Annotated in this window: 24 protein-coding genes; 6 read left to right on the top strand and 18 right to left on the bottom strand. The window is 64.3% G+C overall.

The genetic code is table 11. The features are described from left to right. Nucleotides 1-119: 119 nt before the first annotated feature. Complete coding sequence (locus NCS03_RS08035; protein WP_250529039.1) at nucleotides 120-809, top strand: ABC transporter ATP-binding protein; 690 nt, start codon at nucleotides 120-122, stop codon at nucleotides 807-809. Continuing rightward, nucleotides 806-1,621, top strand: a complete 816-nt coding sequence (locus NCS03_RS08040; RefSeq protein WP_008349446.1) for an ABC transporter permease — start codon at nucleotides 806-808, stop codon at nucleotides 1,619-1,621. The genes NCS03_RS08035 and NCS03_RS08040 overlap by 4 nt, the downstream gene beginning before the upstream one ends. Nucleotide 1,622: 1 nt before the next feature. On the opposite strand, the gene NCS03_RS08045 is transcribed toward NCS03_RS08040, so the two are convergent. The 11 genes from NCS03_RS08045 to NCS03_RS08095 all read right to left on the bottom strand — a co-directional run bounded on the left by NCS03_RS08045 (nucleotide 1,623) and on the right by NCS03_RS08095 (nucleotide 14,401). Further along, nucleotides 1,623-2,099 carry a VOC family protein gene (locus NCS03_RS08045; RefSeq protein ID WP_008349443.1) on the bottom strand — a complete coding sequence of 159 codons (477 nt, stop codon included), beginning with the start codon at nucleotides 2,097-2,099 and terminating at the stop codon, nucleotides 1,623-1,625. A 38-nt stretch (nucleotides 2,100-2,137) separates the two neighbouring features. Then, on the bottom strand, nucleotides 2,138-2,611 hold the full coding sequence (locus NCS03_RS08050) for a VOC family protein (protein ID WP_008349441.1): 474 nt from the start codon (nucleotides 2,609-2,611) through the stop codon (nucleotides 2,138-2,140). Between the two features lie 132 nt (nucleotides 2,612-2,743). Next, the gene (locus tag NCS03_RS08055; protein WP_008349438.1) at nucleotides 2,744-4,681 is read right to left on the bottom strand and encodes a hybrid sensor histidine kinase/response regulator; all 1,938 of its coding nucleotides are present in this window, start codon (nucleotides 4,679-4,681) and stop codon (nucleotides 2,744-2,746) included. Between the two features lie 74 nt (nucleotides 4,682-4,755). Then, nucleotides 4,756-5,220, bottom strand: coding sequence for a response regulator (locus NCS03_RS08060; protein WP_008349436.1), 465 nt, complete (start codon nucleotides 5,218-5,220; stop codon nucleotides 4,756-4,758). Next, nucleotides 5,213-7,585, bottom strand: a complete 2,373-nt coding sequence (locus tag NCS03_RS08065; RefSeq protein ID WP_244807386.1) for an ATP-binding protein — start codon at nucleotides 7,583-7,585, stop codon at nucleotides 5,213-5,215. Before NCS03_RS08065 ends, NCS03_RS08060 begins: the two co-directional genes overlap by 8 nt. After that, on the bottom strand, nucleotides 7,582-8,211 hold the full coding sequence (locus tag NCS03_RS08070) for a biliverdin-producing heme oxygenase (protein WP_008349429.1): 630 nt from the start codon (nucleotides 8,209-8,211) through the stop codon (nucleotides 7,582-7,584). The genes NCS03_RS08065 and NCS03_RS08070 overlap by 4 nt, the downstream gene beginning before the upstream one ends. Before the next feature lie 203 nt (nucleotides 8,212-8,414). Continuing rightward, nucleotides 8,415-8,717 carry a hypothetical protein gene (locus NCS03_RS08075; protein ID WP_250529035.1) on the bottom strand — a complete coding sequence of 101 codons (303 nt, stop codon included), beginning with the start codon at nucleotides 8,715-8,717 and terminating at the stop codon, nucleotides 8,415-8,417. Between the two features lie 20 nt (nucleotides 8,718-8,737). Then, entirely contained in the window at nucleotides 8,738-11,452 is a 2,715-nt protein-coding gene (gene ligD, locus NCS03_RS08080; RefSeq protein WP_250529036.1) for a DNA ligase D, read from the bottom strand. A gap of 18 nt (nucleotides 11,453-11,470) precedes the next feature. Continuing rightward, entirely contained in the window at nucleotides 11,471-12,379 is a 909-nt protein-coding gene (ku, locus tag NCS03_RS08085; RefSeq protein ID WP_008349424.1) for a non-homologous end joining protein Ku, read from the bottom strand. A gap of 296 nt (nucleotides 12,380-12,675) precedes the next feature. After that, nucleotides 12,676-13,227: a DUF6013 family protein gene (locus NCS03_RS08090; protein WP_008349423.1), complete on the bottom strand. Its 552-nt coding sequence runs from the start codon at nucleotides 13,225-13,227 to the stop codon at nucleotides 12,676-12,678. A gap of 157 nt (nucleotides 13,228-13,384) precedes the next feature. Further along, on the bottom strand, nucleotides 13,385-14,401 hold the full coding sequence (locus NCS03_RS08095) for a zinc-binding alcohol dehydrogenase family protein (RefSeq protein WP_175982247.1): 1,017 nt from the start codon (nucleotides 14,399-14,401) through the stop codon (nucleotides 13,385-13,387). Nucleotides 14,402-14,501: 100 nt separating this feature from the next. Here NCS03_RS08095 and NCS03_RS08100 point away from each other — a divergent pair, with 100 nt between their 5' ends. After that, on the top strand, nucleotides 14,502-15,458 hold the full coding sequence (locus tag NCS03_RS08100; RefSeq protein WP_034473407.1) for a LysR family transcriptional regulator: 957 nt from the start codon (nucleotides 14,502-14,504) through the stop codon (nucleotides 15,456-15,458). A 46-nt stretch (nucleotides 15,459-15,504) separates the two neighbouring features. Next, a complete protein-coding gene (serB, locus tag NCS03_RS08105) occupies nucleotides 15,505-16,344 on the top strand; it encodes a phosphoserine phosphatase SerB (RefSeq protein WP_008349420.1) in 840 nt (279 codons plus the stop codon). 38 nt (nucleotides 16,345-16,382) lie between these two features. On the opposite strand, the gene NCS03_RS08110 is transcribed toward serB, so the two are convergent. From NCS03_RS08110 to rimO, 5 genes are all read right to left on the bottom strand, one after another. Continuing rightward, nucleotides 16,383-17,576, bottom strand: a complete 1,194-nt coding sequence (locus NCS03_RS08110) for a cystathionine beta-lyase (RefSeq protein WP_008349419.1) — start codon at nucleotides 17,574-17,576, stop codon at nucleotides 16,383-16,385. 66 nt (nucleotides 17,577-17,642) lie between these two features. Next, nucleotides 17,643-18,266 (bottom strand): hypothetical protein, encoded by a 624-nt coding sequence (locus NCS03_RS08115; protein ID WP_144403838.1) that lies wholly within the window; start codon nucleotides 18,264-18,266, stop codon nucleotides 17,643-17,645. 23 nt (nucleotides 18,267-18,289) lie between these two features. Further along, complete coding sequence (gene bktB / locus NCS03_RS08120; protein ID WP_250439818.1) at nucleotides 18,290-19,474, bottom strand: beta-ketothiolase BktB; 1,185 nt, start codon at nucleotides 19,472-19,474, stop codon at nucleotides 18,290-18,292. Nucleotides 19,475-19,502: 28 nt separating this feature from the next. After that, the gene (locus NCS03_RS08125) at nucleotides 19,503-20,426 is read right to left on the bottom strand and encodes a sugar kinase (protein ID WP_250521149.1); all 924 of its coding nucleotides are present in this window, start codon (nucleotides 20,424-20,426) and stop codon (nucleotides 19,503-19,505) included. A gap of 4 nt (nucleotides 20,427-20,430) precedes the next feature. After that, on the bottom strand, nucleotides 20,431-21,768 hold the full coding sequence (gene rimO, locus NCS03_RS08130) for a 30S ribosomal protein S12 methylthiotransferase RimO (protein WP_051079027.1): 1,338 nt from the start codon (nucleotides 21,766-21,768) through the stop codon (nucleotides 20,431-20,433). A gap of 250 nt (nucleotides 21,769-22,018) precedes the next feature. Here rimO and NCS03_RS08135 point away from each other — a divergent pair, with 250 nt between their 5' ends. Together NCS03_RS08135 and NCS03_RS08140 are read left to right on the top strand one after the other, a co-directional pair. After that, entirely contained in the window at nucleotides 22,019-22,201 is a 183-nt protein-coding gene (locus tag NCS03_RS08135) for a hypothetical protein (protein WP_250434801.1), read from the top strand. Nucleotides 22,202-22,220: 19 nt separating this feature from the next. Continuing rightward, the gene (locus tag NCS03_RS08140) at nucleotides 22,221-22,802 is read left to right on the top strand and encodes a hypothetical protein (protein WP_250529037.1); all 582 of its coding nucleotides are present in this window, start codon (nucleotides 22,221-22,223) and stop codon (nucleotides 22,800-22,802) included. Nucleotides 22,803-22,871: 69 nt separating this feature from the next. On the opposite strand, the gene phaR is transcribed toward NCS03_RS08140, so the two are convergent. Together phaR and NCS03_RS08150 are read right to left on the bottom strand one after the other, a co-directional pair. Continuing rightward, complete coding sequence (gene phaR / locus NCS03_RS08145) at nucleotides 22,872-23,447, bottom strand: polyhydroxyalkanoate synthesis repressor PhaR (protein WP_033537161.1); 576 nt, start codon at nucleotides 23,445-23,447, stop codon at nucleotides 22,872-22,874. A 155-nt stretch (nucleotides 23,448-23,602) separates the two neighbouring features. Further along, the gene (locus NCS03_RS08150) at nucleotides 23,603-24,343 is read right to left on the bottom strand and encodes a 3-ketoacyl-ACP reductase (protein ID WP_008349413.1); all 741 of its coding nucleotides are present in this window, start codon (nucleotides 24,341-24,343) and stop codon (nucleotides 23,603-23,605) included. Between the last annotated feature and the right edge of the window lie 163 nt (nucleotides 24,344-24,506).

Raw genomic sequence — 24,506 nt, forward strand, 5'->3', positions numbered from 1 at the left:
CTCCATCCTTTTTTGCTGATTATGATTGCGGCAGCACATCGTGTGCCCGCGGCTTATGCGTCCGCTGAATGCCGAATGTCCGTAAGATGCTCATCCAGAGAACGACACACACACCCACGATGCAGGACGCGACATCGACCGAACTCGTCGCCACGCATGGCGTGATGCGCCGGGACGCCGCGCGCGGCACGGTGCTGCTGCATGCCACGGATTTCGCACTCGACAAAAGCCAGCGCGCCGCGATCACCGGACCGTCGGGCTCGGGCAAGAGCGTGTTTCTGCGCACGCTCGCGCTGCTCGATGCGTGCGATGCCGGTTTCGTTACGTGGCGCGGCGAGCGCATCGCGCGTGCGCAGATTCCGGCTTACAGGCGGCGCGTCGCGTATATCGCGCAACGGCCCGCGATGCTCGACGGCACCGTCGAAGACAATCTGCGCTATCCGTTTTCGCTGAAGGCTTATCGCGACACGCATTTCGATCGCGATATCGCGATGCGGCTCGCGCAGGCGGCCGGACGCAGCGCGGACTTCCTCGACAAGTTCGCAAGCGATCTGTCCGGCGGCGAGGCGCAGATCGCCGCGCTCGTGCGCGTGCTGCAACTCGCGCCTGACGTGCTGCTGCTCGACGAACCGACCGCATCGCTCGATCCGGCGTCGGCACGCTCGATCGAAGCGCTCGTGTCCGCGTGGTTCGACGCCGATGACGCGCGCGCGTGCATCTGGGTATCGCACGATCCGGATCAGGCGCGGCGCGTCGCCACGCGTCATCTGACGATGAACGCAGGCGTACTCGGCGAGGACAAGCGATGAGCGGCTATCAGAACCTCAGTCTCTTCGATATCGGCCTGGCGGCGGCGCTGATCGTCGTCAATGGCGCGCTGTCGGTTGCGCTCGACCTCGGTCTCGAACGCAAGCTCTTCGTCGCCGCGATCCGCACCGTCGTGCAATTGCTGCTGATCGGATACGTGCTCGGCTGGGTGTTCGCGTTCAATCGCTGGTATGTCGTGCTGCCGCTGATGGCGCTGATGACGGTCATCGCCGGATTCGCCGCCTCCGATCGCGGACGGCGCACTTATCGCGGACAGCGCGCGGACAGCATCCTGTCGATTTGGGGCAGTTCGTGGCTGATCGGCGCGTTCGGGCTGTTCGTCGTGATCCGGATTCATCCGTGGTATGAGCCGCAATACGCGATTCCGATCCTCGGGATGATCCTCGGCAATTGCCTGACGGGCGTGTCGCTCGGCATCGAGCGCATGACGGAAGAACTGACTTCGGGACGCGCGGCGGTCGAGATGTCGCTCGCACTCGGCGCCTCGCGCTGGGAAGCGGCGCAGAGACCCGCGCGCCAGGCCGTGCGCGCGGGCATGATTCCGACGTTGAATCAGATGGCCGTGGTCGGTCTCGTCAGCCTTCCCGGCATGATGACCGGCCAGGTGCTCGCCGGGCAGTCGCCATTGCAGGCGGTGCGGTATCAGATCGTCATCATGTTTCTGATTGCGGCGGGCTCGGGGCTCGGCGTGGTCGGGGCCGTCGTGCTGACGTATCGGCGGCTGTTTTCGCGGGACCATCGGTTCATGGCGTCGAAGCTCGTCGAACGAAAAGCCCGCAAACGCGCCGCGTAGCTCACTCGCCGTTGTACGCCCGCTCGAGCGCCGGGAGATCGAGCTTGATCATCCCTTGCATCGCTTTCATGGTGCGGTCGGCTTTCACCGGGTCCGGGTCCTGCAACATGCCGAGCAGACGCGTCGGCGCAACTTGCCACGTCACGCCGAAGCGGTCCGTGAGCCAGCCGCAGGCCAGCGAACGGCCGCCGTCCATCAGCTTGTCCCAGTAATGGTCGACTTCTTCCTGCGACTCGCACTTGATGAACATGGAAACGGCCGGCGTGAACGCGAACTCCGGATTGCCGTTCAGCGCCAGGAAGTCCTCGCCTTCGAGTTCGAACATCACGGCGATGACGCTGCCGACCGGCTTCGGGCCCGACTCGGTGCTGCGCATGATGTCCTTGATGCGCGCGTTCCTGAACGTGCTGACATAAAAGTTCGCGGCCTCTTCGGCGTTGCCGCCTTGGAACCACAGACAGGGCGAAATCTTGTGCATGTGCGTTGCTCCGTTCTCACTTGCGTGCGTGGTTTCGTTCATTGACCGCAAGGCTGCTGCGCCATCGCCTGCTTCATTTCTTCCGGCGTCATGTCACGCGTATGCGTCGCGACCGACCATTGATGACCGAACGGGTCTTCGAGACGCCCGTAGCGGTCGCCCCAGAACATGTCGGCGACGGGCATCGTGACTTTCGCGCCGGCGCTTTCGGCCTGCTTCACGGTGGCGTCGGCGTCTTCGACATACAGGTGAATCGTGACCGGCGATCCGTTCAGCGCCTTCGGACCGACCGAGCCGAATTGCGGGAACTCATCGACGAGCATCAGCATGGAATCGCCGATTTTGACCATCGCGTGCATGAGCTTGCCGTCGGGCCCGGGCATGCGGCCCAGCTCGATGGCGTTGAACGCGCGCTTGTAGAACTCGATCGCTTCTGCGGCGCCCGCGCACACGAGATGCGGGGTCAGCGAACGCATGCCTTCGGGAATCGGCTTGACGGCGGATTGGGACATGTCGGCTCCGTGTAGTGAGTGAGCGCGCCGGGTTTGGCGCGGTCTCATAGCCTACGACGAACGGGCCGCGCGCGAATCGACACAAGCCCGCAGACGCCTGTCAAATTTCTTCGACCGGCGCGCGCCGATAGCTTATTTCGAATGCTGTTCCGCGAGCGATTGAATCAGCGCTTCGAGCCGCGAGAAATTGACCGGCTTGGTCAGATGATCGCGAAAACCGGCTTCGCGGCAACGGCGGATGTCCTCGTCCATGCCGTAGCCCGTGATCGCCACCGACGGCTTGTCGGGCTGCAGGTTCTGCCACGCGCGCGCGATATCGAGTCCGCTGCCGTCCGGCAGGCCGATATCGCTGACGAGCAGATCGAACGGCCCGCTCTTCGCGCGTTCGAGCGCCTGAGCGACCGTTACGGCAACCGACACTTCGTGGCCGAGCATTTCGAGCACTTCGGCCATCGCCGACGACGTCTGCTCGTTGTCCTCCACGAGCAGCACCTTGAGCGCGCGTCCCTGTTCCCGGCTCGCGGCTTCGATGAGCGGCTCGTCCTCGCGCGCGGGTTGCAGTTTCGCGAGCGGCAGCGTCAGCGTGAAGCGCGCGCCCGCGTCGCGGCCTTCGCTGTAGGCCGAAAGCGTGCCGCCGTGCTTCTGCGCGAGCGTGCTCGCGATCGCGAGACCGAGCCCGAGGCCGCCGAACGAGCGCGTGATGGAATCGTCGGCCTGTTCGAACGCCGAGAAAATGCGCGGCAACGCCTCCGCGCTGATGCCGATGCCGCTGTCCGTCACGGAAACGGCGATCGTCGACGGATCCGGATTCCAGGTCCGCACGTCGATGCGCCCGCCCGCCGGCGTGAACTTCACCGCGTTCTTCATCAGATTCCAGATGATCTGCTGAAGGCGCGCCGCGTCGCCGAGCACGACGAACCGGCCCGCGTCGAAATGCGTTTCGAGCGTGAGGCTCTTCGCGCGCAGATCGGCTTCGGACATGTCGAGCGCGCTCGTCAGCAAGGTATCGAGCGCGACGCTCGCGAAATTCAGCGACAGCTTGCCGCGCGCGATGCTCGTGAGATCGAGCAGATCGTCGATGAGGCGCGCTTCCAGCTCGACATTGCGGCGGATGAGATCGAGCGTCGGATGCGCCTCGCGCGGCAGCGAGTGCTTCATTTCGAGCAGGCGCACGGCGGCGAGAATCGGCGTGAGCGGCGTGCGCAGTTCATGCGAGAGCACCGCCAGAAAATGGTCCTTCGCGCGATTCGCCGATTCCGCCTGATCCTTTGCGAGCCGCAGCGCGTCGGCGGCCATGTGGGCGTCGGTCGCGTCGCGCACGATCTTCGAAAAGCCGATCAGTTCGTCGTGCTCGCTGCGGATCGCCGTCGTCACGCCCGAGGCGAAAAACGAATGGCCATCCTTGCGCCAGAGCCAGCGGTCGTCGCTCGCGCTGCCTTCGCGCCGCGCGGTTTCCAGCTCGGCGTCGAACACGCCGCCCTCGCGATCTTCCTGCGCATAGAAGATGTTCGCGGACTGGCCGAGCACGTCCTGCGCGGGAAAGCCCAGAATGCGCTCCGACGCCGCGTTCCATGTGCGGATGCGGCCTTCGGGATCGAGCGTGATGACCGCGTAATCCTTCAGCGCATCGATGAGCAGGCGGAAATGCGTCTCCGTTTCGCGCAACGCCCGCTCGACGGCGATGCGTTGCGCGCGCTCGGCGCTCTCGCGCATCGCGCGGCGCACGACGGCGGGCAGCCGCTGCAGGCGCTGTTTCAGCACGTAATCGGTTGCGCCGCGCTTGAGCATATCGACGGCATGCTCTTCGCCGAGCAAGCCCGACACGAAGATGAACGGCGTGTCCGGGGAACGCTCGCTCGCGATCGTGAGCGCCTCGATGCCCGAGAAGGTCGGCATCACGAAGTCGGCGAGGATCACGTCGAAGCGCTTTTTCTCCAGCTCGGCGATGAACGCCGCGGAGTCGTACACGATCGACGCCTCGACCGCATAGTCCGCGCGTTCGAGTTGGGCGATCGTCAGCTCCGCATCGAGTGCGTTGTCTTCGACGAGAAGCAGATGCAGAGGCTGCATGATCTAGGCGTCCTCTTGAAAGGACGCTTGCGGGCGCACCGGCCGGGACGGATTCGTGCTCATGGGCGCAGCGGTCATTGCGCGGGCGGCGGGCGGCGAAAGCGCGTCGAGCCCGGCGGCGGCTCGTTGAGCACGGCCCAGAACACGCCGAGATCGCTGATCGCCTCGACGAATTCGGCGAATTCCACCGGCTTCACCACATATGCGTTGACGCCGAGTTCATAGCTGCGGATGAGATCCTGCTCCTCGCGCGACGACGTGAGCATGACCACCGGCACGCTCTTCAGCGATGCGTTCGAGCGGATCATGTCGAGCACTTCGAGTCCGTCGATCTTCGGCAGCTTCAGGTCGAGCAGGATCACCGCCGGATTGCCGGGCGCGCGCTCCTTCCACTCGCCTTCGGACGTGAGATAGTCGATGGCTTCCTGACCGTCGCGCGCCACGATCACCTCGTTGGCGAGCTGGCTCTTGTCGAGCGCGACGAGCGTGAGCTCGAGATCGTTCGGATTGTCTTCGACGAGCAATATCGGTTTAAGCATGGTTTTTTCTTGACTTTGTATTTGGCGCGCCTTGCGTCCCGTTCGCGTTGCGGAATGTCACGGGCAGCGAGAAATAGAATACCGCGCCCTCTCCCAGCCGCCCTTCGGCCCACGTGCGCCCGTCATGACGCTCGATGATGCGCCGCACGTTGGCGAGCCCGATGCCCGTGCCCTCGAACTCTTCCGCGCGATGCAGGCGCTGGAACACCCCGAACAGCTTCGCGCCGTACTTCATGTCGAAGCCGACGCCGTTGTCGCGCACGCCGATCACGTATTCGTCGCCGCTTCGGGTCGCGAATATCTCGATTTTCGCCGATTCCCGCGTCCGCGTATATTTCACCGCGTTCGATATCAGGTTGCGCACCGCAAGCTGAAGGAAAGCGGCGTCGCCGGTCACGCGCGGCAGATCGCCGATCACCCATTCGATGCTTCTTCCCGAGCCTTCCACCTCGACTTCCTGCACGACCGACTTCACGAGCAGGCCGAGATCGACCGGCGCGGGCCGGAGCGCGGCGCGGCCCATCTGCGAGAACGTCAGCAGGTCGTCGACGAGCGTGCCCGCGAAACGCGCAGATTCCAGCATGTTGTTGAGAAACCGCCGGCTCTTGTCCGACATGCGCTCGCCTTCCTGCTCGCGCAGAAGATCGCCGTATCCGGCGATATGGCGCAGCGGCGCGCGCAGATCATGCGATACCGAATACGAGAACGCCTCCAGCTCCTTGTTCGCGCGCGTGAGTTCGGTCGCGAGTTCCGCGCGCTCTTCCGCGCGGCGCAGCACGATGTTCAGCAGCGCGCCGCGCAGTTCGGCGGCGATTTCGAGCTCGCTCTGACGCCACAGCGCCGAATGGCCGCGCACCGTTTCGAGCCACGGCGAAAAGCTCGTGCGCGGCGCGCTCGAGCCATCCGCGCTTTCGATCTTGACCGGCTCGCCCGCCCATTCGATCGTCTGCATCAGTTCGGGACGGAACCAAAGCAAATAGTTGCGGAAGATCTGCGAGACCGGCACCGCGAGCACGCCGCACGCCTTGTCTGCGTGCGCCTTGGCGGGCGGCCATTCGCGCGCGAGCGAATCCGTCGCCCACACGCCGGAGGTGTTTTCCGCGAGCCAGTGCGTGAGCGCGCGCACGGTGTCCTCGTCGGGCGTCGCGCCGAGCAGCGTGACCTGATCGTCGAAGACGATCGCCGCGCCCGCCGAACGCGCGAAACTCAGTACGTCGCCCGGCACGGCGCGCAAGCCGGCGACGAAGTTCTCGTGCTCGCCCATCGCCGAAATCAGGCGGCTCATCGTGCGGCGCAGCGCGCTCAGATATTCGCCCTCGGCGCGCTCTTCCTTCGCTTCGATCTGCAAGGACAGCATGTGCCCGAGATGCTCGACCGCGACGCGCGTATTGAACGGCACGATGCGCGCGCTGTGATCGTGACACGAGATGAGTCCCCACAACTGTCCCCGCACGACGATCGACACGGACATCGACGCATGCGTGCCCATGTTGCGCATGTACTCCAGATGCACGGGCGAGAAGCTGCGCAGCGTCGCAAACGTGAGATCGGTGGGGCGGCCGGTGACGGGATTCACGCTCGGCACGAGGCGCGCGGGCGTGTAGTCGACATCGGCGACGAGGCGGATACGGTTCTTCAGATACAGCGCGCGCGCCTGACGCGGAATGTCCGACGCCGGGAAGAACTGATGCAGGAACGACGGATAACTCGCGTCGCGGTCCTCGGCGAGCACGTGGCTGCGGCCTTCCTCGTCGAAGCTATAGAGCATCACGCGGCCGAAGCCCGTGATCGCCCGCACTTCGCGCACGGCGAGCTCCGCGAGCGCCTGCACGCTGCCGCCCTCCTGCAGCCCGCGCGCGAACGTGCGGACGAGCGGATACATCGACGCGAACGCATCGCCCGTCGCGGCGGCGGTCTCCATCTCGACGATGAGCGTGCCGTCATGACGATGTATCGTCACATCGAGGCGCAACGCCTTATCGGACGACGACGGCGCGAGATCGATCGGGCCGATGTAAAGCGGCGCGTCGTCGAGCGCGGACGTGGCGGCCGCCTGCCCGATGCGCTGCGCGCCCGCCGCGCCGAGCACGACATCGAGCGGAGCGCCGAGCAGTTCGTCGACACCCGCGTTCGTCAGCGAGACGAGGTTCTCGCTGACCTGCAGGATGTGCAGATCGTCGGACAGCACGAGCAGAAATCCATGCGGCTGGATGCCGCCGGGAATGTGGATCGGCTCGGCATCGCAGTCCTGGCTGGCGACGCCCGAGCTGAGCGTGCGCCGGCGCGCTTCGGCATCGGGCGGTCCTTGCGATGCTTCGCGCACGGCCCTCGCGCCGATGGGCGGCTCGCTCGCGGACTCGCTCATGAACCCGCTCCCGGCGCGGGCTGCGAATACTCGATGCCGATTGCTTCAGGACACAGCCACGCTTGCAGACTTTCGAACGTCGCGATGGCGGCTTTCACCGCATCGTCGTGAAGGCGTTCGGGCACGCTTGCCGCCGCGGTCTCGCGAAACGCGTTCCACATGCTGCCCGTGCGCGGGCCGTAGCCGTCGAAATACGCGTTGCCGATGCCCGGCGCGAGATCGAGACGCGCGGCCACATGCGGCGCGATGAAGCGGCCGCCGAGCGTGCTGCCTTCCATCACGTACATCGAGCCGATGGCATCGCCGATGTTGTCCATACGCGGCAGGTCATCGCGCGCGCCGGCTTGCGGCAGCGATCCGGCGGACGGCGTTTCACCCGTCAGCGCGGCGAGATCGGCGGCGAGGAGCGACGCCTTGCGGCGCGCATCGAAAAAGTCCGCGAGCGACGACGGCAGGCACGCGGCCGCCGCGTCTTCCCACGGCGCGACGTAACCATAGAATCGTTCGAGCAGCGCGATGTATTCGTCGCGCTGAAGGTCGTCCCGCATCAGGTCGAGCGCATTCTCCAGCCGCGCGTGGCACGCAGCGGTTTCGTTCTTCAGACGGGACAGAAGGTCGAGTGGCATGTTCCGTTGTGTTGGCTTCAGTCCGCAAAGCGGTCATGGGATGCAAGCATCGGAAGGGCTTACCGGTTTGCGCGCTTGTTGAAATACGCGCATCGGTAGAAAAAACGCGGCGAACGTTGCGTTCAAGCCCGCTCCCGATCAACGAATCATTCTACGCAAGCGGCCCGCGCGCTGCCATCCGCGAAGGCTTTTCACCGTTCGGTTCAGCGCTCCTTCGACTGCCCTTCACCGCTGTTCGCATTCGCATGTTCGTCGCGCTGCGTGTCGCGCTGATAGTCGCCGCCGCCGCGCCGGTCCGTGTCGACGAGACCGTGTTCGAGGTCCTCGTGCGCCTGCTTGCCAATATCGCGCGCGCCATGTTCGCGTTGCGATTCGACGTTCTGATCCGCCTCGTGAGGCAGCGGCGCGTTCGACGCATCGTCGCGCGCCTGCTTCTCGCGATCCTTGCTCGCCATTTCGCGTCCGCGTTCGGGCACGCTCTCCGGGCCCGCGTTCGCCTGCTTCATGTTCGTCTCCTTGTGAACGCTCACTTGCGCGATGCGTTCATGCCAAGCCGCTTCTTCATCTCCGCCGTGAGCCGCTGACGCGCCTTGTCATAGCCCGCCCACGGATCGCTCTTCAGCGCATCGAGCCGCTCGCGCACGTTGCCGATATGCCATTGATCGCCGCTCGTGACGGAATCGAGTTCGTCCCAGGCAAGCGGCATCGATGCGCCGAGCCCCGGCCGCGCGCGCAGCGAGAATGCGGCGACCGTGCTGGAGCCGCGGTTGTTGCGCAGATAGTCGATGAAGATCTTGCCCTTGCGATTCTGCATGCCCATTTTCGCGGAGAAGAGCTTGGGCAGCGTGCTCGCCATATGCTGCGCGACGGCCTGCGAGAAATCCTTCATGTCGTCCCAGCTCGCCTGCTTCGCAAGCGGCACGACCACATGAAAGCCCTTGCCGCCGCTCGTCTTGCAGAACGACGTGAGACCGAGCTCGACGAGCAGATCCTTCGTGAGCTTCGCGGCCTCGATCATGCGTTCCCAGCCGACGCCTTCGCCCGGATCGAGATCGAAGATCATGCGATCCGGCTTCTCGATGTTCGACGCCACCGCGTTCCACGTATGCAGCTCGATCGTGCCCATCTGCGCGGTGCCGACGAGCGCCTGCGACGATTCGATCGTGAGCAGCGGCGGATGTCCCGGATCGATATCGGGATGCTGCGTGATATGCGGAATCGCGAGCTTCGCGCTGTGCTTCTGAAAGAACAGCTCGCCGCCGATGTCTTCCGGCGCGCGCACGAGCGACACCGGCCGATCCTTCAGATGCGGCAGCATCCAGTCGGCGACCGACGCGTAATACTCGACGACGTCGAGCTTGGTCAGCCCCGTCGATTTGTCGATCACGCGATCCGGATGGCTGATCTTCACGCCTTCGATTTCAGCCGGACTTGCCTTGGCCTTTTTCGCGGCCGTCGTCTTCTTCGCCGCGATTTTCTTTGCCGCGACTTTCTTCGCGGCCACGGGCTCTTCCTTCACGATCTGACGCGCGGGTTTATCGTCCCGCAAACTGACGAACGATGCTTGTCGCACGATGCGCTCCTTGGTCCATTCCGCGAAATTGCATTCGGCCACGAGCTCGGGCTTCACCCAATGCACGGGCGTGCGGCTGCGTTCCTGCGGCTCGCTTGCAAAGGGCATGCGTTGAGTCTCGCGCTTGTCGAGTTCCTTCTTCACCGCGACGAGCGTCGCGTGATCGAAGCCGCTGCCGACGCGCCCTGCGTACTGCAACTTGCCGTCCGTATCGTAGACGCCGAGCAGCAGCGCGCCGAACTGCCCGCGGCTGCCAGAGGGCTCCGAATAGCCGCCGATCACGAATTCCTGGCGGCGTCTGCACTTGAGCTTGATCCACGACGCACTGCGCCCCGACACATAGGTGCTGTCGATCCGCTTGCCGATGATGCCTTCCAGCGCCATGTCGCAAGCGCTCTTGAGCAGGTCGTCGGCGTGAAAGGCGAAGTCTTGCGAGAAGCGCAGCACCGGATCGTCGAGCGGCTCGATGACCGCCTTCAGGATCGCGCGGCGTTGCACGAGCGGCACGTTGCGCAAGTCGTAGCCGTTCAGATACGGCACGTCGAAGAAATAGACGACGATGTCTTGCGGGCGCCCCACGTCGAATGCGTTCTGCAGCGCCTGGAAGTCGGGCAAGCCGCGCTCGTCGAGCACCACGGCTTCGCCGTCCAGCCAGCCACTTTCGATATCGAGCTTGTCGAGCGCCTTCACCTGCTTCGAGAACTTCGCGGTCCAGTCGTTGCCGTTGCGCGTATAGATGCGAACTTCGCGCTTGCCCTTCACCGTTTCGATGCGCGCGAGCACGCGATAGCCATCGAACTTTATTTCGTAGCCCCAATCATCTCCGGGCGGCGCGGCATCGACGAGCGTGGCGAGTTGCGGCTTGAGCGTCGCGGGCAGCTTCGCCTTTTGCGCGCCTTCGATCGCCGGTTCGTGCGACAACGTGCGCAACGACTCGGCGTTGCGATTCGCGACGATATCCGGATGCGCGTGACCATTCCCCGCCTTCGCTGCTTTCGCCGAGGTCTTGCGCGCCGGCGCTTTCTTCGCGCCCGCCTTGCGTTCGTTGCGCTCGCGCAGCGCACCGGTTTCGTCGCGTGCGCCGAGCGAATCGGACAGCACGCTGCCGGGTTTCTTCAGCAAGATGTCGTACTCGGCTTCGGGACGCGCTTCGTCGTCACGCTCCTTGATGAGCAGCCATTGCTCCTTGTCGCCGCTGCCGCGCATGTGGCTTTTCACGAGCGTCCAGCCGCCGTGCAGCTTTTCGCCGTCGAGCGTGAACTTGAGCTTGCCCTTTGCATACTCGCGCGCCGCGTCCTCGACGCTGCCCGATTGCGGCGCCCAGGTCCCGCGATCCCACACGATGACGCTGCCCGCGCCGTAGTTGCCCTCGGGAATCTCGCCTTCGAACGAGCCGTAATCGAGCGGATGATCTTCGACGTGCACCGCCAGCCGCTTCACCGACGGATCGAGACTCGGCCCTTTCGGCACCGCCCATGATTTGAGCGTGCCATCGAGTTCGAGACGGAAGTCGTAATGCAAGCGGCGCGCGTCGTGTTCCTGAATCACGAAGGACAGCGCGCTTTGCGTGGCCTTTTTCGCGCGCGCGCTGCGCTTCTTGGCGCCGGACGGCTCCGGCGTCTTGTCGAAACGCCGCATCCGCTGATAGGTTTCGAGTTTCTCAGCCATCGTCGTTGGGTCGTGCGCTTATGCGCGTTTGCGGCGCGTCGTCTTGCGTGCCGGACGCGCGGTTTCCTCGCCGCTTTCGTCGCCCGAATCGTCATCGGATTGCGCGGCCTTGCCGCCGCGTTTCGCCGCGCCGCCTTTCTTCAGGCTGCGCTTGAGCAGTTCGGACAAGTCGAGGATGTCGGCGGATGCCTTTTCCTCGCCACCTTCGTCAATCTTCATCACCTCGGCAACCTTGCCTTCCTTCACCTTCCTGTCGACGAGCGCCATGATGTCGTCCTTGAAGGTGTCGTGATACTTCGTCGGGTCCCAGGTGTCGCTCATGTCGTCGATGAGACGCTTGGCCATTTCGAGTTCCTTCGGCGTGACGCCGGCCTTTTTCGTGTCTTCGTCCGGGAACTTGAACTGGCTGAAGTCGCGCACTTCGTCGCCCCAGCGCAGTGTGTTGAGCGCGAGCGCGGGGCCGACCGGAATCAGCGCCGCCAGATGTTGCTTGTTGTGCAGCACGACGCTCGCGATGCCGACCTTGCCCGTATCCTTCAGCGCATCGCGAAGCAGCGCGTAGACCTTTTCGCCTTTGCGATCGGGCGCGAGGTAGTACGGCGTATCGAGCGAGAGGAACGAGATCTCGGGCGCATCGACGAAGGCGAGAATATCGACCGTCTGCGTCGATTCGGGATTGGCCGCGCGGATTTCGGCGTCGGTCATCACGACGTACTTGCCCTTCTCGTATTCGAAGCCGCGCACGATGTTGTCGCGCGTGACTTCCTTGCCCGTGTTCTTGTTGATCTGCTTGTAGCCGATCGGGTCCATCGAGCGCTTGTCGAGCAGGTTGAAGCCGACCTTCTCCGACTGCGTCGCCGGATAGAGTTGCACGGGCACGTGGACCAGCCCGAAGCTGATCGCGCCTTTCCAGATCATGTGCGGCATTGCGGCACCTTCGCTGTCGGATCGAATCGATGGATACGCTCGGGAACATGCGCCCAAGCGTTTCTGCGCGCTGTTTTCAGCGCGGCATCGACAAGAATCGCACAAAGCGTGCCAAGCGGCGCGGGCGTGCGGACGCACGGCGCGCCGGGTCGCCCGCGCTTGCGTGCAGCCGTTCATCTGTAAGCTTTACTGAGGATGAGTTTGCGCGACAAGTTTGTGCGGTTCGGAAAACAAGACAGTTAGTTGCGTATGCGGCATCGAAAAAACGCGCCGGGAAGGCTGGCGCGTCCATCGAGTTACTTGCGGCTCGCGGTGACGGTCAACTGCGTGCCGTCATCGAGCGTGACGGTTTTCTTGGAGCCGGTAGAAGTCGGCATCGAGAAGCGCACGATCTGGCTGAAGCGATTATCGACGGGACATTGCAGGCTCTTGCCGCCCACGGTCACCTTGCTCGTGCCCTTCGGCGCGTATGCGCGAAAGCTGATCTGCACGTTCGCCGCGCCGTTGTCCGCGACGACCGGCGCGAAGCGGATCTGCACTTGCCGCACCGCCTGCCCGTCGGCGCTTTTGGGCACCGACGCCGCCTGCGGGCACCCGTCCGGTACGGCCTGCGCGCCGCTCGGCGCGGTGCCCTGCCAGGTGAAGTCGTCGGTCTGGCCCGAGCGGATGGTGCGCGTTTCCTGCTCATTGCCGAAATTCTTCGACGCCATCTTCACCGTGTACTTGATGGGGCCGTCATTGGGCGCTTCGGAGAGAACCTTGATGCCTGGCGTCGCGTGGGCGGTCGCAGCGAACAGCGCGAGCGCGGCGACGGAAACGATGCGACGAACGATCAAACGACGATTCATGCCGCCACCTCCGTATCGAGCGCTTGGAAGGAAAGACCGGCGCCGCGAAGCGCCGGCAAGCTGTAGGGCCGATCCAGTCTAGCGCCCCGCCCGCTGGCTCATCCTAGTGGAAAACCCGCGTGAGCAGCAACGTCGATGATGTTCGTCAACACATTCGTCAGAAGCCGGTCAGCACGAGCTTGCCGACCGTGCGCCCTTCTTCCAGAAGGCGATGCGCCTCGCGCAGATTCGCCGCGTTGATCGCGCCGAGATTCTTCCCGAGCGTCGTGCGGATCGTGCCTGCGTCGATCAGCCGCGCCACTTCGGACAGCAGCTTGTGCTGCTCGATCATGTCGGGCGTCTTGAACATCGCGCGCGTGAACATGAACTCCCAGTGAAACGCCGCGCTCTTCGCTTTCAGCAATTCGACGGGAACGGGCTGCGCGTTCTCGACGATCGACGCGATGCCGCCTTGCGGCTTGATGACGTCGGCGGCCGCGGGAAAATGCTTGTCGGTGTCGTTGAAGATCAGCACGTAATCGACTTCGGGAAAGCCGATTGCCTTCATCTGCTTCGGAATGTCGTCGAAGTGATTGACGATGTGATCCGCGCCGAGGTCTTCGGCCCATTTCGCCGATTCGGGCCGCGAGGCAGTGGCGATCACCTGCAATTTCGCGACGCGCTTCGCCAGCTGAATGCCGATCGAGCCGACGCCGCCCGCGCCGCCGATAATCAGCACCGACTTGCCCGCGTCCTTGCCTTCCGCCGACACGCCGAGCCGCTCGAAGAGCGCTTCCCACGCGGTGATCGTCGTGAGCGGCAGCGCGGCGGCGTGGGTGAAATCGAGCGATTTCGGCTTCGCGCCGACAATGCGCTCGTCGATCAGATGAAACTCGCTGTTCGCGCCTTGACGCGTAATGTCGCCCGCGTAGTAGACCGGATCGCCGGCCTTGAAGAGCGTCACGTCCGGGCCGACCGCTTCCACGACGCCCGCCGCGTCCCAGCCGAGCACGCGCGGCGTCTCCTCGACCTTGTCTTTCGGCGCGCGCACTTTCGTGTCGACGGGATTGACGGCGATCGCTTCGATTTTCACGAGCAGATCGCGGCCGGTCGGCGTGGGCTTGTCGAGTTCGATATCGACGAGCGATTCGGGATTGGAAATCGGGAGATAGCGGGTCAAACCGATGGCTTTCATTTTTTGCTCCGTCGTGAGTGGACTGGATTCGATCTTAAAGTGCGATCGGTCTTTCGAAAACCGTCATAATCGCTGAAACATTTTTCGGGAAATCCATCGAATGGCGAGCGATCCTGTAACGGAAGACACGACGCGCGAGCGGCTCGATCTGCTCGACGTCGGTCTTTTTGTGCGCGCGGCGGCGCTGGCGAATCTGTCGGCGGCGGCGCGGGAATTCGGCTTGTCGCCGGCGGTGGCGAGCGCGCGCATCGCCGGGCTGGAGCGCATGCTCGGCACGCGGCTTCTGCATCGCACGACGCGGCGGGTCTCCGTCACGCAGGAAGGCGAGATTTTCGCGGCGCGCGCGCGCGAACTGCTCGACGCCGCCGAAGCCGCGCGCGCATCGGTCGGGCGCGCGCGGGCGCATCCGCATGGCCGGCTGCGCGTGACGATGCCGTCTTCGCTCGGCCGCCAGCACATCTCGCCGCTGATTCCGGCGTTTCTGCGCCAGTTTCCCGGCGTGACCGTCGATTTGCGCATGACCGATCAGATCGTCGATCTCGTCGATGAAGGCATCGACCTCGCGATCCGCATCGGCGCGCTGAAGGATTCGACGCTCGTCGCGAAAAAGCTCGCGAGCAACCGGCGCGTGCTGTGCGCATCGCCCGCGTATCTCGCCGAACACGGCACGCCGCGCCATCCCGCCGATCTCGTCGATCACGAATGCGTGATCCTCGCCGATCAGCGCGACTGGAGCTTCGTCACGCCGACGGGCGTCATCGACGTGCGCGTGTCCGGGCGCATCGTGACGGACAACGGCGAAGTGATCCGGGATGCGCTCGCGGCGGGCATCGGCATCGGCCTCAAATCGACGTGGAGCGTCGCGCCCTTGCTCGCGAGCGGCGAACTCGTCACCGTGCTCGACGATTACCCGCTCGCGCAGACCGTCGCGATCTGGGCGGTGTATCCGAGCCGCGCGTTCGTGCCGCCGAAGACGCTCGCGTTCATCGACTTCCTCGCAGTACAGTTCGGCGAGCCGCCTTACTGGGATGTCGATCCGGCGCGCGTGCAGCGCTGAAGGTTCTTTACAATGGCGGTTTCGCCGCCCTTTCCTGCTCTTTTTGATGAACCTCGTCATTCAAAGTCCCAGCGCCATTTCCGATTCGCATCTGCGGCCGCTCGCGGCGCTCGCACGCGCCAAAGAGACGCAGCGCGTCGACGACACCCTTCTGCGTCTCATCGACGCCGATCCGCTGCAGCGCCCCGACATCGACGCTTATTGCGGCACCCATGCGCTCGATTACGCCTTTATCGAAGCGAACGCGAAGCTCGCCGATTTCGGCCTCGTCGCGATGGACATGGATTCGACGCTCATCACGATCGAGTGCATCGACGAAATCGCGGATTTTTGCGGGCTGAAAGCCGAAGTCGCGGCAATCACCGAAGCGTCGATGCGCGGCGAGATCAAGGACTTCAACGAGAGCCTCACGCGGCGCGTCGCGCTCCTCAAAGGTCTCGATGCAAGCGCGTTGGAACGCGTCTACGAAGAGCGCCTGCAACTGTCGCCGGGCGCGGAACGCATGCTCGAAGGCGCGCGCGCGGCGGGCCTGAAAACGCTGCTCGTGTCGGGCGGCTTCACGTTCTTCACCGAGCGTCTGAAGGCGCGGCTCGGCCTCGATTACACGCGCGCGAATACGCTCGAAATCGTCGATGGGAAGCTGACCGGCAAGGTCGTCGGCGAGATCGTGAACGCGGATGTGAAGGCGCGCACGCTCATCGAAACGTGCGCGCAGATCGGCATCGATCCGAAACGCGCGATCGCAATGGGCGACGGCTCGAACGACCTGAAGATGATGGCGGAAGCCGGATTATCGGTCGCGTTCCGCGCGAAGCCGGTCGTGCGGCAATCGGCGAGTCTCGCGTTCAACTTCGTCGGACTCGACGGCTTGTTGCGGCTCTTCTGATGGATGTGAAAACGGCGCCTTCGGGGCGCCGTTTTCATTCAGGCGAACGCCTTGGCGAGCGCGGCTTCGAGATCCGCGCGCAAATCCGCTTCCGCTTCGAGACCGACGTAGAAACGCACCAGCACGCCTTCGTGCGGCCATTGCGACGCGGTGCGCATCGAGCGGATGTTGTACGGCATCGCGAGGCTGTGCGCGCCGCCCCAGCTCCAGCCGATCGAGAACAGTTCGAGCGCTTCGACGAACGCATCGACTTGCGCGCTCGTGTAGCGGCCATCGAAGACGATCGAAAACAGCCCGCCCGCACCGCCCTTGAAGTCGCGCGCAAAGAACGCGTGGCCGGGACAATCCTCCAGCGCCGGATGCAGCACCGCCTTCACTTCGGGCCGCGTCTTGAGCCACTGGGCGAGCGCGTACGCGGTGCGGTCGTGCGCTTCGTAGCGCACTTTCATCGACGGCAGGCTGCGCAGCACGAGCGACGCATCGTCCGCCGACACGCCGATGCCCATACGCATCCGCGCGCGTTTGAGCTTCTTGTGCAGTTCCTCATCGCGCGTGATGGTCGCGCCCATCAGGATGTCGCTGCCGCCCGACTGATATTTCGTCAACGCCTGCACGGAAATGTCGACACCATGCTCGAACGGCTTGAACGCGAGGCCCGCGGAAAACGTGTTGTCGATCGCCGTGACGATGCCCTTCGCGCGCGCGACGGCGACGATCGCCGGCACGTCCTGCACTTCCATCGTCACCGAGCCGGGCGCTTCGAGCCAGATCAGCTTCGTGTTCGGACGGATCGAATCGGCGATGCCCGCGCCGGTCATCGGATCGTAATAGGTCACTTCCAGCCCGAAATCGGCGGCGAGCCAGTCGGCGTGATCGCGATTCGGACCGTAGGCGTTGTCGGGCACGAGAACGTGATCGCCCGCTTTCACGAGACCGAAGTAGATGTTGGAGATCGCGGCGAGCCCCGACGGCTGCAGCAGCGCGAATTCGCCGCCCTCGATCGCGGCGAGACGCTGCGCGAGCGCGATGGTCGTCGGCGTGCCGTGCAGGCCGTAGCGCCACTTCGAATCGTCGCTCCAGACGAGCGAGCGCATCGAGGCGAGATCGGGAAACACGACCGTCGATGCGCGCGCGACCGGCACCGAGAACGACTCGAAGCCGGGCGTGATGCGGTCTTCAGGCTGAACGATGCGGGTCTGCAGATCGCGGTCCTTGCTGCTGGAATCAGTCATGGCTTTGCAATACGGAATGAAAAGAGACCGCCGCCGGAACGCCCGGCGGGGTGAAGACAGAGCGAATCATTCGCCGATGATGACGTTGCTCGTGCCGCCCACGGCATTCTTGGGCGGCGCGGGCGGCGCAGGTTCCAGCGACGGCGCGGGCGGCGCCTTCGCGGTGCCCGTCGCGGGCAAGGTCTTGCCGGCCGCGGCGGGCCGCAGATCGAACGGCTGCGGGTTCGAATCGTCCGGGTTCATGCGCTCGCCGGACACGCTGCCGTCCGCCGCGAACTTGCCGACCCAGTTGCCCGTGATGTGCGTGCCGTCGTTCGATTCCTCGATTTCGAGCGTGTCGCCGTCGCGGTCGCCCGCGACGAGAATCACGTTCGGGCTGCCGGCGAACCGGTACTCGCCGTGCACGCCGGAGGGCTCGTCGGTTTTCGCGCCCAGTTTCATCTCGATCTGCTTGTCGCCGAGCGTGCCGACGTAGCGCGGAAACTTCGCGTACTCCGGATTCGGCGTGAGCGGCTTCTGCGGCGGCAGCGCGAGTTCCTTGATCGCGGCTTGCGCGCCGTGTGCGTCGGCGCCCGCTGGCTCGCGTGCGTTCTGTGCCTGCACGCCGGTCTGGCCCGCCGGCATCGGCGAATTGCACGCGGCAAGCGCGGCGAAGATCGTCAAGGCCGCGACCGTCCGCGGCCCTTTCATGCTTGGCATCATCCGTGAGTCCTTCAAATGCGCTCGAAGATCGCCGCGATGCCCTGGCCGCCGCCGATGCACATCGTCACGAGCGCGTAACGCCCGCCGATGCGCTGCAGTTCGTACAACGCCTTCACGGTGATGAGCGCGCCGGTCGCGCCGATCGGATGCCCGAGCGAAATGCCCGAGCCGTTCGGATTGACCTTCGCGGGATCGAGCTTCAGTTCCTGCGATACGGCGCACGCCTGCGCGGCGAACGCCTCGTTTGCTTCGATGACGTCGAGATCGTCGACGGAGAGGCCCGCGCGCTCCAGCACCTTCTGCGTCGCGGGAACCGGGCCGATGCCCATGATCTTCGGATCGACGCCCGCGTGCGCGTACGCGACGAGCCGCGCGAGCGGTTTCGCGCCGCGCTTTTCCGCAAGCGAGCGCTCCATCAGCACGACGGCCGCGGCCGCATCGTTGATGCCCGACGCGTTGCCCGCCGTCACCGTGCCGTTTTCCTTCGCAAAAACCGGCTTGAGCTTCGCGAAGTCTTCGGCGGTGGCGTTCAGGCGAACGTGCTCGTCGCGGTCGAACACGGTGTCGCCTTTCTTCGAAGCGAGCGTGATCGGCAGAATCTGATCCTTGAAATAGCCGGCTTCGATCGCTTTCGCCGCGCGCCGGTGCGATTCGAGCGCGAGCGCGTCCTGCATCTCGCGCGTGATGCCGAACTTCGCCGCGACGTTCTCGGCCGTCACGCCCATGTGGATCTTGTCGAACGGGTCGTTCAGCGCGCCGACCATCATGTCGACGATGCGCGTGTCGCCCATGCGCTGGCCGAAGCGCGCGGCGGGCATGATGTACGCCGCGCGGCTCATGCTTTCCGCGCCGCCGCCGATGGCGACATCGGCATCGCCGAGCAGAATGGACTGCGACGCCGACACGATCGCCTGCAAGCCCGAGCCGCACAAACGGTTCACCGTGAGCGCGGGCGCGTGCTGCGTGACGCCGCCGTCGAGCGCCGCGACGCGCGCGAGATACATGTCGCGCGGCTCCGTATGCACGACGTTGCCGAACACGACGTGACCGACTTCATCGCCCGCGACGTTCGCGCGGGACAGCGCTTCGCGCACGACGCGCGCACCGAGATCGGTCGGGCTGAAGTCCTTCAGCGAACCGCCGAAATCGCCGATCGCCGTGCGCACGCCGCTTACCACCACCACTTCACGTTGCATGTTGTCGTCTCCTTCGTTTGAGGTTCGGCTATTCTGCCAGCGCGCGCTCGACCTCGTCCTTTCGCGGGATCGGCGCCACTGCGCCAAAACCTTGTGTCGACAAAGCCGCGGCGACGTTCGCGTAGCGCGCCGCGGCGAAAGGATCGTCGCCTGCAACGATGCGCGCGATGAACGCCCCGCCGAAGCAGTCGCCCGCCCCGGTCGCATCGACCGCCTGCACGACGCGGCCCGGCACCACGCGCCGCTCGTCCGGCGTCGCGATATACGCGCCTTCCTTGCCGAGCTTCAGCGCGACGACCTTCGGACCGAGTTTCAGCAGCGCATCGACGATCGCGTCTTTGTCTTCGTGGCCGGTAAGCAGCGTGACGTCGTCCCAGCTCGGCAGGCAGATGTCGGTTGCGCGGATCGCTTCGAGCATGACCGCGCGGGCGCGCGCGAGCGGCCACAGCTTCAGGCGCAGGTTCGTGTCGAAGCTGACCTTGACGCCGTGCGTGCGCGCATGGTCGATCGCGGCGAGCGCGGCATCGCAGGCGGCCACGCCGATCGCGAGACTGATCCCCGACAGATGCACGACCTTCGCGGCGGCGATCGCATCGAGCGGCAAGTGCGACGGCGCGTAGCGGCTCGCCGCCGAACCCGCGCGCAGATAGTCGAAGCGATGCCCGCTCTCGCCGTGCGACACGAAATAGACGCCCGTGGGCGCATCGTGATCGACGCGCACCGTCGACGTATCGACGTTTTCCGCGCACCACAGATCGAGCAGCAATTGCCCGAAGTGATCGTTGCCGACCGCGGACACGAAGCCCGTCGCCGCGCCCTGGCGCGATGCCGCGATCAGGAAGTTGGAGACGTCGCCGCCGAAGCCTTGCAGATAGTTCGGCTGATCGCGCGTCGACTGATTGAACTCGATCATGGCCTCGCCGAGCGCGAGGACGTGCGGCATCCTTGGCATGGCTTTAGACCTCGCCCCAGAGATCGTGGCCATCGGCGCCGGTGATCTTCACCGACACGAAGTCGCCGGCCTTGTAGCGCTTCGATGCCTTCGTCGTCGGCGCGATGTACACGACGCCGTCGATTTCCGGCGCGTCCGCCGCCGTGCGGCCGATGCCGCCTTCCGCGCCCACTTCATCGACGAGCACTTTGAGCGTCTTGCCGACCTTCTTCTTCATGCGCTTCGCGGACAGTTCTTCCGCGAGTTCCATGAAGCGCGCGCGGCGATCCTCGCGCACTTCGTCGGGCAAGGCGCCGTCGAGTTCGTTCGCCGTTGCGCCTTCGACCGGCGAATACGCGAAGCAGCCGACGCGATCCAGATCCGCTTCCTTCAGGAAATCCAGCAGCGTCTGAAACTGCTCTTCCGTCTCGCCTGGAAAGCCCGCGATGAACGTGCTGCGAATCGTCAGGTCGGGACAGATTTCGCGCCATGTCTTCACGCGCTCGAGCACCTTTTCCGCGTTCGCCGGGCGCTTCATGCGCTTCAGCACTTCGGGATGCGCGTGCTGGAACGGCACGTCGAGATACGGCAGAACGTGGCCGCGCAGCGGGCCTTCGGCCATCATCGGGATGACTTCGTCGACGCTCGGATACGGATACACGTAATGCAGGCGCACCCACGCGCCGTACTGCGCGGCGAGTTCGCCGAGCGCGCCGACGAGCTCGGTCATGCGCGTCTTGAGCGGCTTGCCGTTCCAGAAACCCGTGCGGTATTTCACGTCGACGCCGTACGCGCTCGTGTCCTGCGAAATCACGAGCAGTTCCTTCACGCCGGACTTGAACAGATTTTCGGCTTCCAGCATGACTTCGGCGACGGGGCGCGAGACGAGATCGCCGCGCATCGACGGGATGATGCAGAACGTGCAGCGATGGTTGCAGCCTTCCGAAATCTTCAGGTAAGCGTAGTGGCGCGGCGTCAGCTTGATGCCGGCGGGCGGCACGAGATCGGTGAACGGATCGTGCGGTTTCGGCAGATGCGTATGCACCGCGTTCATGACTTCGTTGGTCGCGTGCGGACCGGTGACGGCCAGCACTTTCGGATGCACTTCCTCGATGAGGCCCGAACCGCTCGCGCTCTTTTTCGCGCCGAGACAGCCGGTCACGATGACCTTGCCGTTCTCGCTCAACGCCTCGCCGATGGCGTCGAGGCTTTCCTGCACGGCTTCGTCGATGAAGCCGCAGGTGTTGACGACGACGAGGTCCGCGCCGTCATAGGTGCCGGAGATTTCGTAACCTTCGGCGCGCAACTGCGTCATGATCTGCTCGGAATCGACGAGCGCTTTCGGGCAGCCGAGCGACACCATGCCGATTTTCGGCGCGGGCTTCGTCCTGGCGAGTGAATCGATTGAATCGATTGAATCTAAAGAATTTTTCACGGGAAGAGTGTCTTGTGGGAACGCAAGAGGCCAATCCACTATTTTACATCGGCGAGCCGCCGACACGGCTCGGCCCCCTTTTCCTTTGTCTCATTCCGATTGAAGCTGGCGCGCAGCAAACTCGAGCGAATCCGCAGCTTCCCGCGTCTCTCATTGCTTCGAATCACACATCGGTTTCATGCTCGACTACTCAGCGCTGCGCCATTTCAATCCGCTCTTCGTCACGCCCTGCTACTCGGGCCAAGTGACGTCCGGCTACGCCACCAGCATGCTCACGCTCACCAACGAGCTCTGGCGCCTCGGCGTGCGAGGCTCGATGCGCATCTGCGCCGGCGAAAGTCTCGTCACGCGCGCGCAATGAAGCCGTCGCGCATTTTCTGATGCATACGGAGCACACGCATCTCTTCTGGATCGATGCCGATATCGGCTTCACGCCGGAGCAGGCGCTGCGTCTGCTGCTCGCGGGTCGCGATGTCGTCGCCGGCGTGTATCCGCTCAAGCGCATCGACTGGACGGGCGAGATTCCCGCCGGGCTCACGCAAGCGCAGTTTCTCAAACGCGCGTTGCGCTATCCGGTGAATTCGCATGACGGCGCGCGCCTCGAAGTGGACGACGACGGCTTCATGGAAGTGGACGAGGCGCCGACGGGCTTCATGTGCATACGCCGCGCGGTGCTCGAAACGATGATCGCGCGCATGCCCGAGTTGCGCTACGTGCCCGACGCGCCGCCGGATACGCCGTTGCACGGCTACTGCCATCGCTTCTTCGACGTGATGGTCGAGCCGGAAACCGGGCGCTATCTTTCCGAGGACTACGCGTTTTGCCGCCGCTGGCGCGATTCTGGCGGAAAGGTGTACGTGGATGCACGCTCGACACTGGAGCACCACGGCGCCTATACGTATCGCGGCCATTTCGGCGCGGCGCTGGCGCACGATTCGACGAGAGCCGTGGGCGGGCAATGAACGGACGGCGCGCGAGCGCTCACGCCGAGGCGCGCAAGCCTCGACGCCGGCACGCGCCCTCGAACCGGACTACTTCTTTTCCGTCGACGAAGGCGTGGGCGTCGGGAACGGAAACGTGTTGAACATCGACTTCGCCTGCGACTGCATCTGCTCCTGCATCTGCACGAACATGTTTTTCGACTGCTCGATGTAGCTCGTCATCATGCCCTGCATCATCGGCGCCTGCATGTTCATGAACTGCGACCAGACTTCGGGGTTGAGCGCGTTGCCGTCGTAGATGCCCTTGCTCTGCTCGGTCAGCTTCTGCTGGATGTCGATGAACGCCTGGATGTTCTTCTCCAGATACGTGCCCATCATGCCCTGCATCGCGTGGCCGTAGAAACGGATGATCTGCGAGAGCATCACCGACGAGAACATCGGCAGGCCGCCGCTCTCTTCTTCCAGAATGATCTGCAGAAGGATGCTGCGCGTGAGGTCGTCGTTGGACTTCGCGTCGAGCACCTTGAAATCTTCCTGATCGAGCACGAGCTGTTTTACATCCGACAACGTGATGTAGGTGCTCGTTTCCGTGTCGTACAGCCGACGGTTTGGATACTTTTTGATGAGTCGTTCGGCGGGTTTCTTTGTAGTAGTAGTGGTGGTCATTTAACGCCTTTAAACGCAAAACTTTACTGCGATGGCAGCAAGCAGGTCTTGCGTTGTCGCAAAAAAGCGCTGCTGCATGTTCGCCGCATCGTTGATAAATCCGGCGAGTGGTGACTTCCCGCGCGCGTTTCGGCGTCGCGGGAAGCCGCCGCCCGTCAGCCCATATGCAAGCCGCCGTTCAGCGAGAAGTCCGCGCCGGTCGCGAAGCCCGATTCTTCGGACGCGAGCCACGCGCAGATCGAGCCGATTTCGTCCGGGGTGCCGAGACGGCGCACCGGAATGGTCGCGACGATCTTCTCCAGCACTTCCGGACGGATCGCCTTCACCATGTCCGTGCCGATATAGCCCGGCGACACGGTGTTGACCGTCACGCCCTTCGTGGCCACTTCCTGCGCGAGCGCCATTGTGAAGCCGTGAATGCCGGCCTTGGCGGTCGAGTAGTTCGTCTGGCCGAACTGGCCTTTCTGCCCGTTCACCGACGAAATGTTGATGATCCGGCCCCAGCCGCGCTCGACCATGCCGTCGATGACCTGCTTCGTCACGTTGAAGAGGCTCGTCAGGTTCGTGTCGATGACGGCGGTCCAGTCTTCGTGCGTCATCTTGCGGAACACGACGTCGCGCGTGATGCCCGCGTTGTTCACGAGGACATCGATCTCGCCGACTTCGGCCTTGACCTTGTCGAACGCGTTCTTGGTCGATTCCCAGTCGCCGACGTTGCCTTCCGAGGCGATGAATTCGAAGCCGAGCGCCTTCTGGTCTTCCAGCCATTTCACCCGGCGCGGCGAATTCGGACCGCAGCCCACGACGACCGTAAAGCCATCTTTAAGCAGGCGCTGGCTGATGCTGGTGCCGATGCCGCCCATCCCGCCGGTTACATACGCTATACGCTTCGCCATTCCTCACTCCATTTTCGTTATGCGGACGGCGATCTCCTTGCCGCCCGCTGGCCCTTCCCAATCCCGCCAGTGACTATCTGTGACTTGTTACGGACGTTCCACCGCCAGCGCGACACCCATGCCGCCGCCGATGCACAGCGACGCCAGACCCTTCTTCGCATCG

This window comes from Caballeronia sp. ATUFL_F1_KS4A, from assembly GCF_023630905.1.
Lineage (GTDB): Bacteria > Pseudomonadota > Gammaproteobacteria > Burkholderiales > Burkholderiaceae > Caballeronia > Caballeronia zhejiangensis.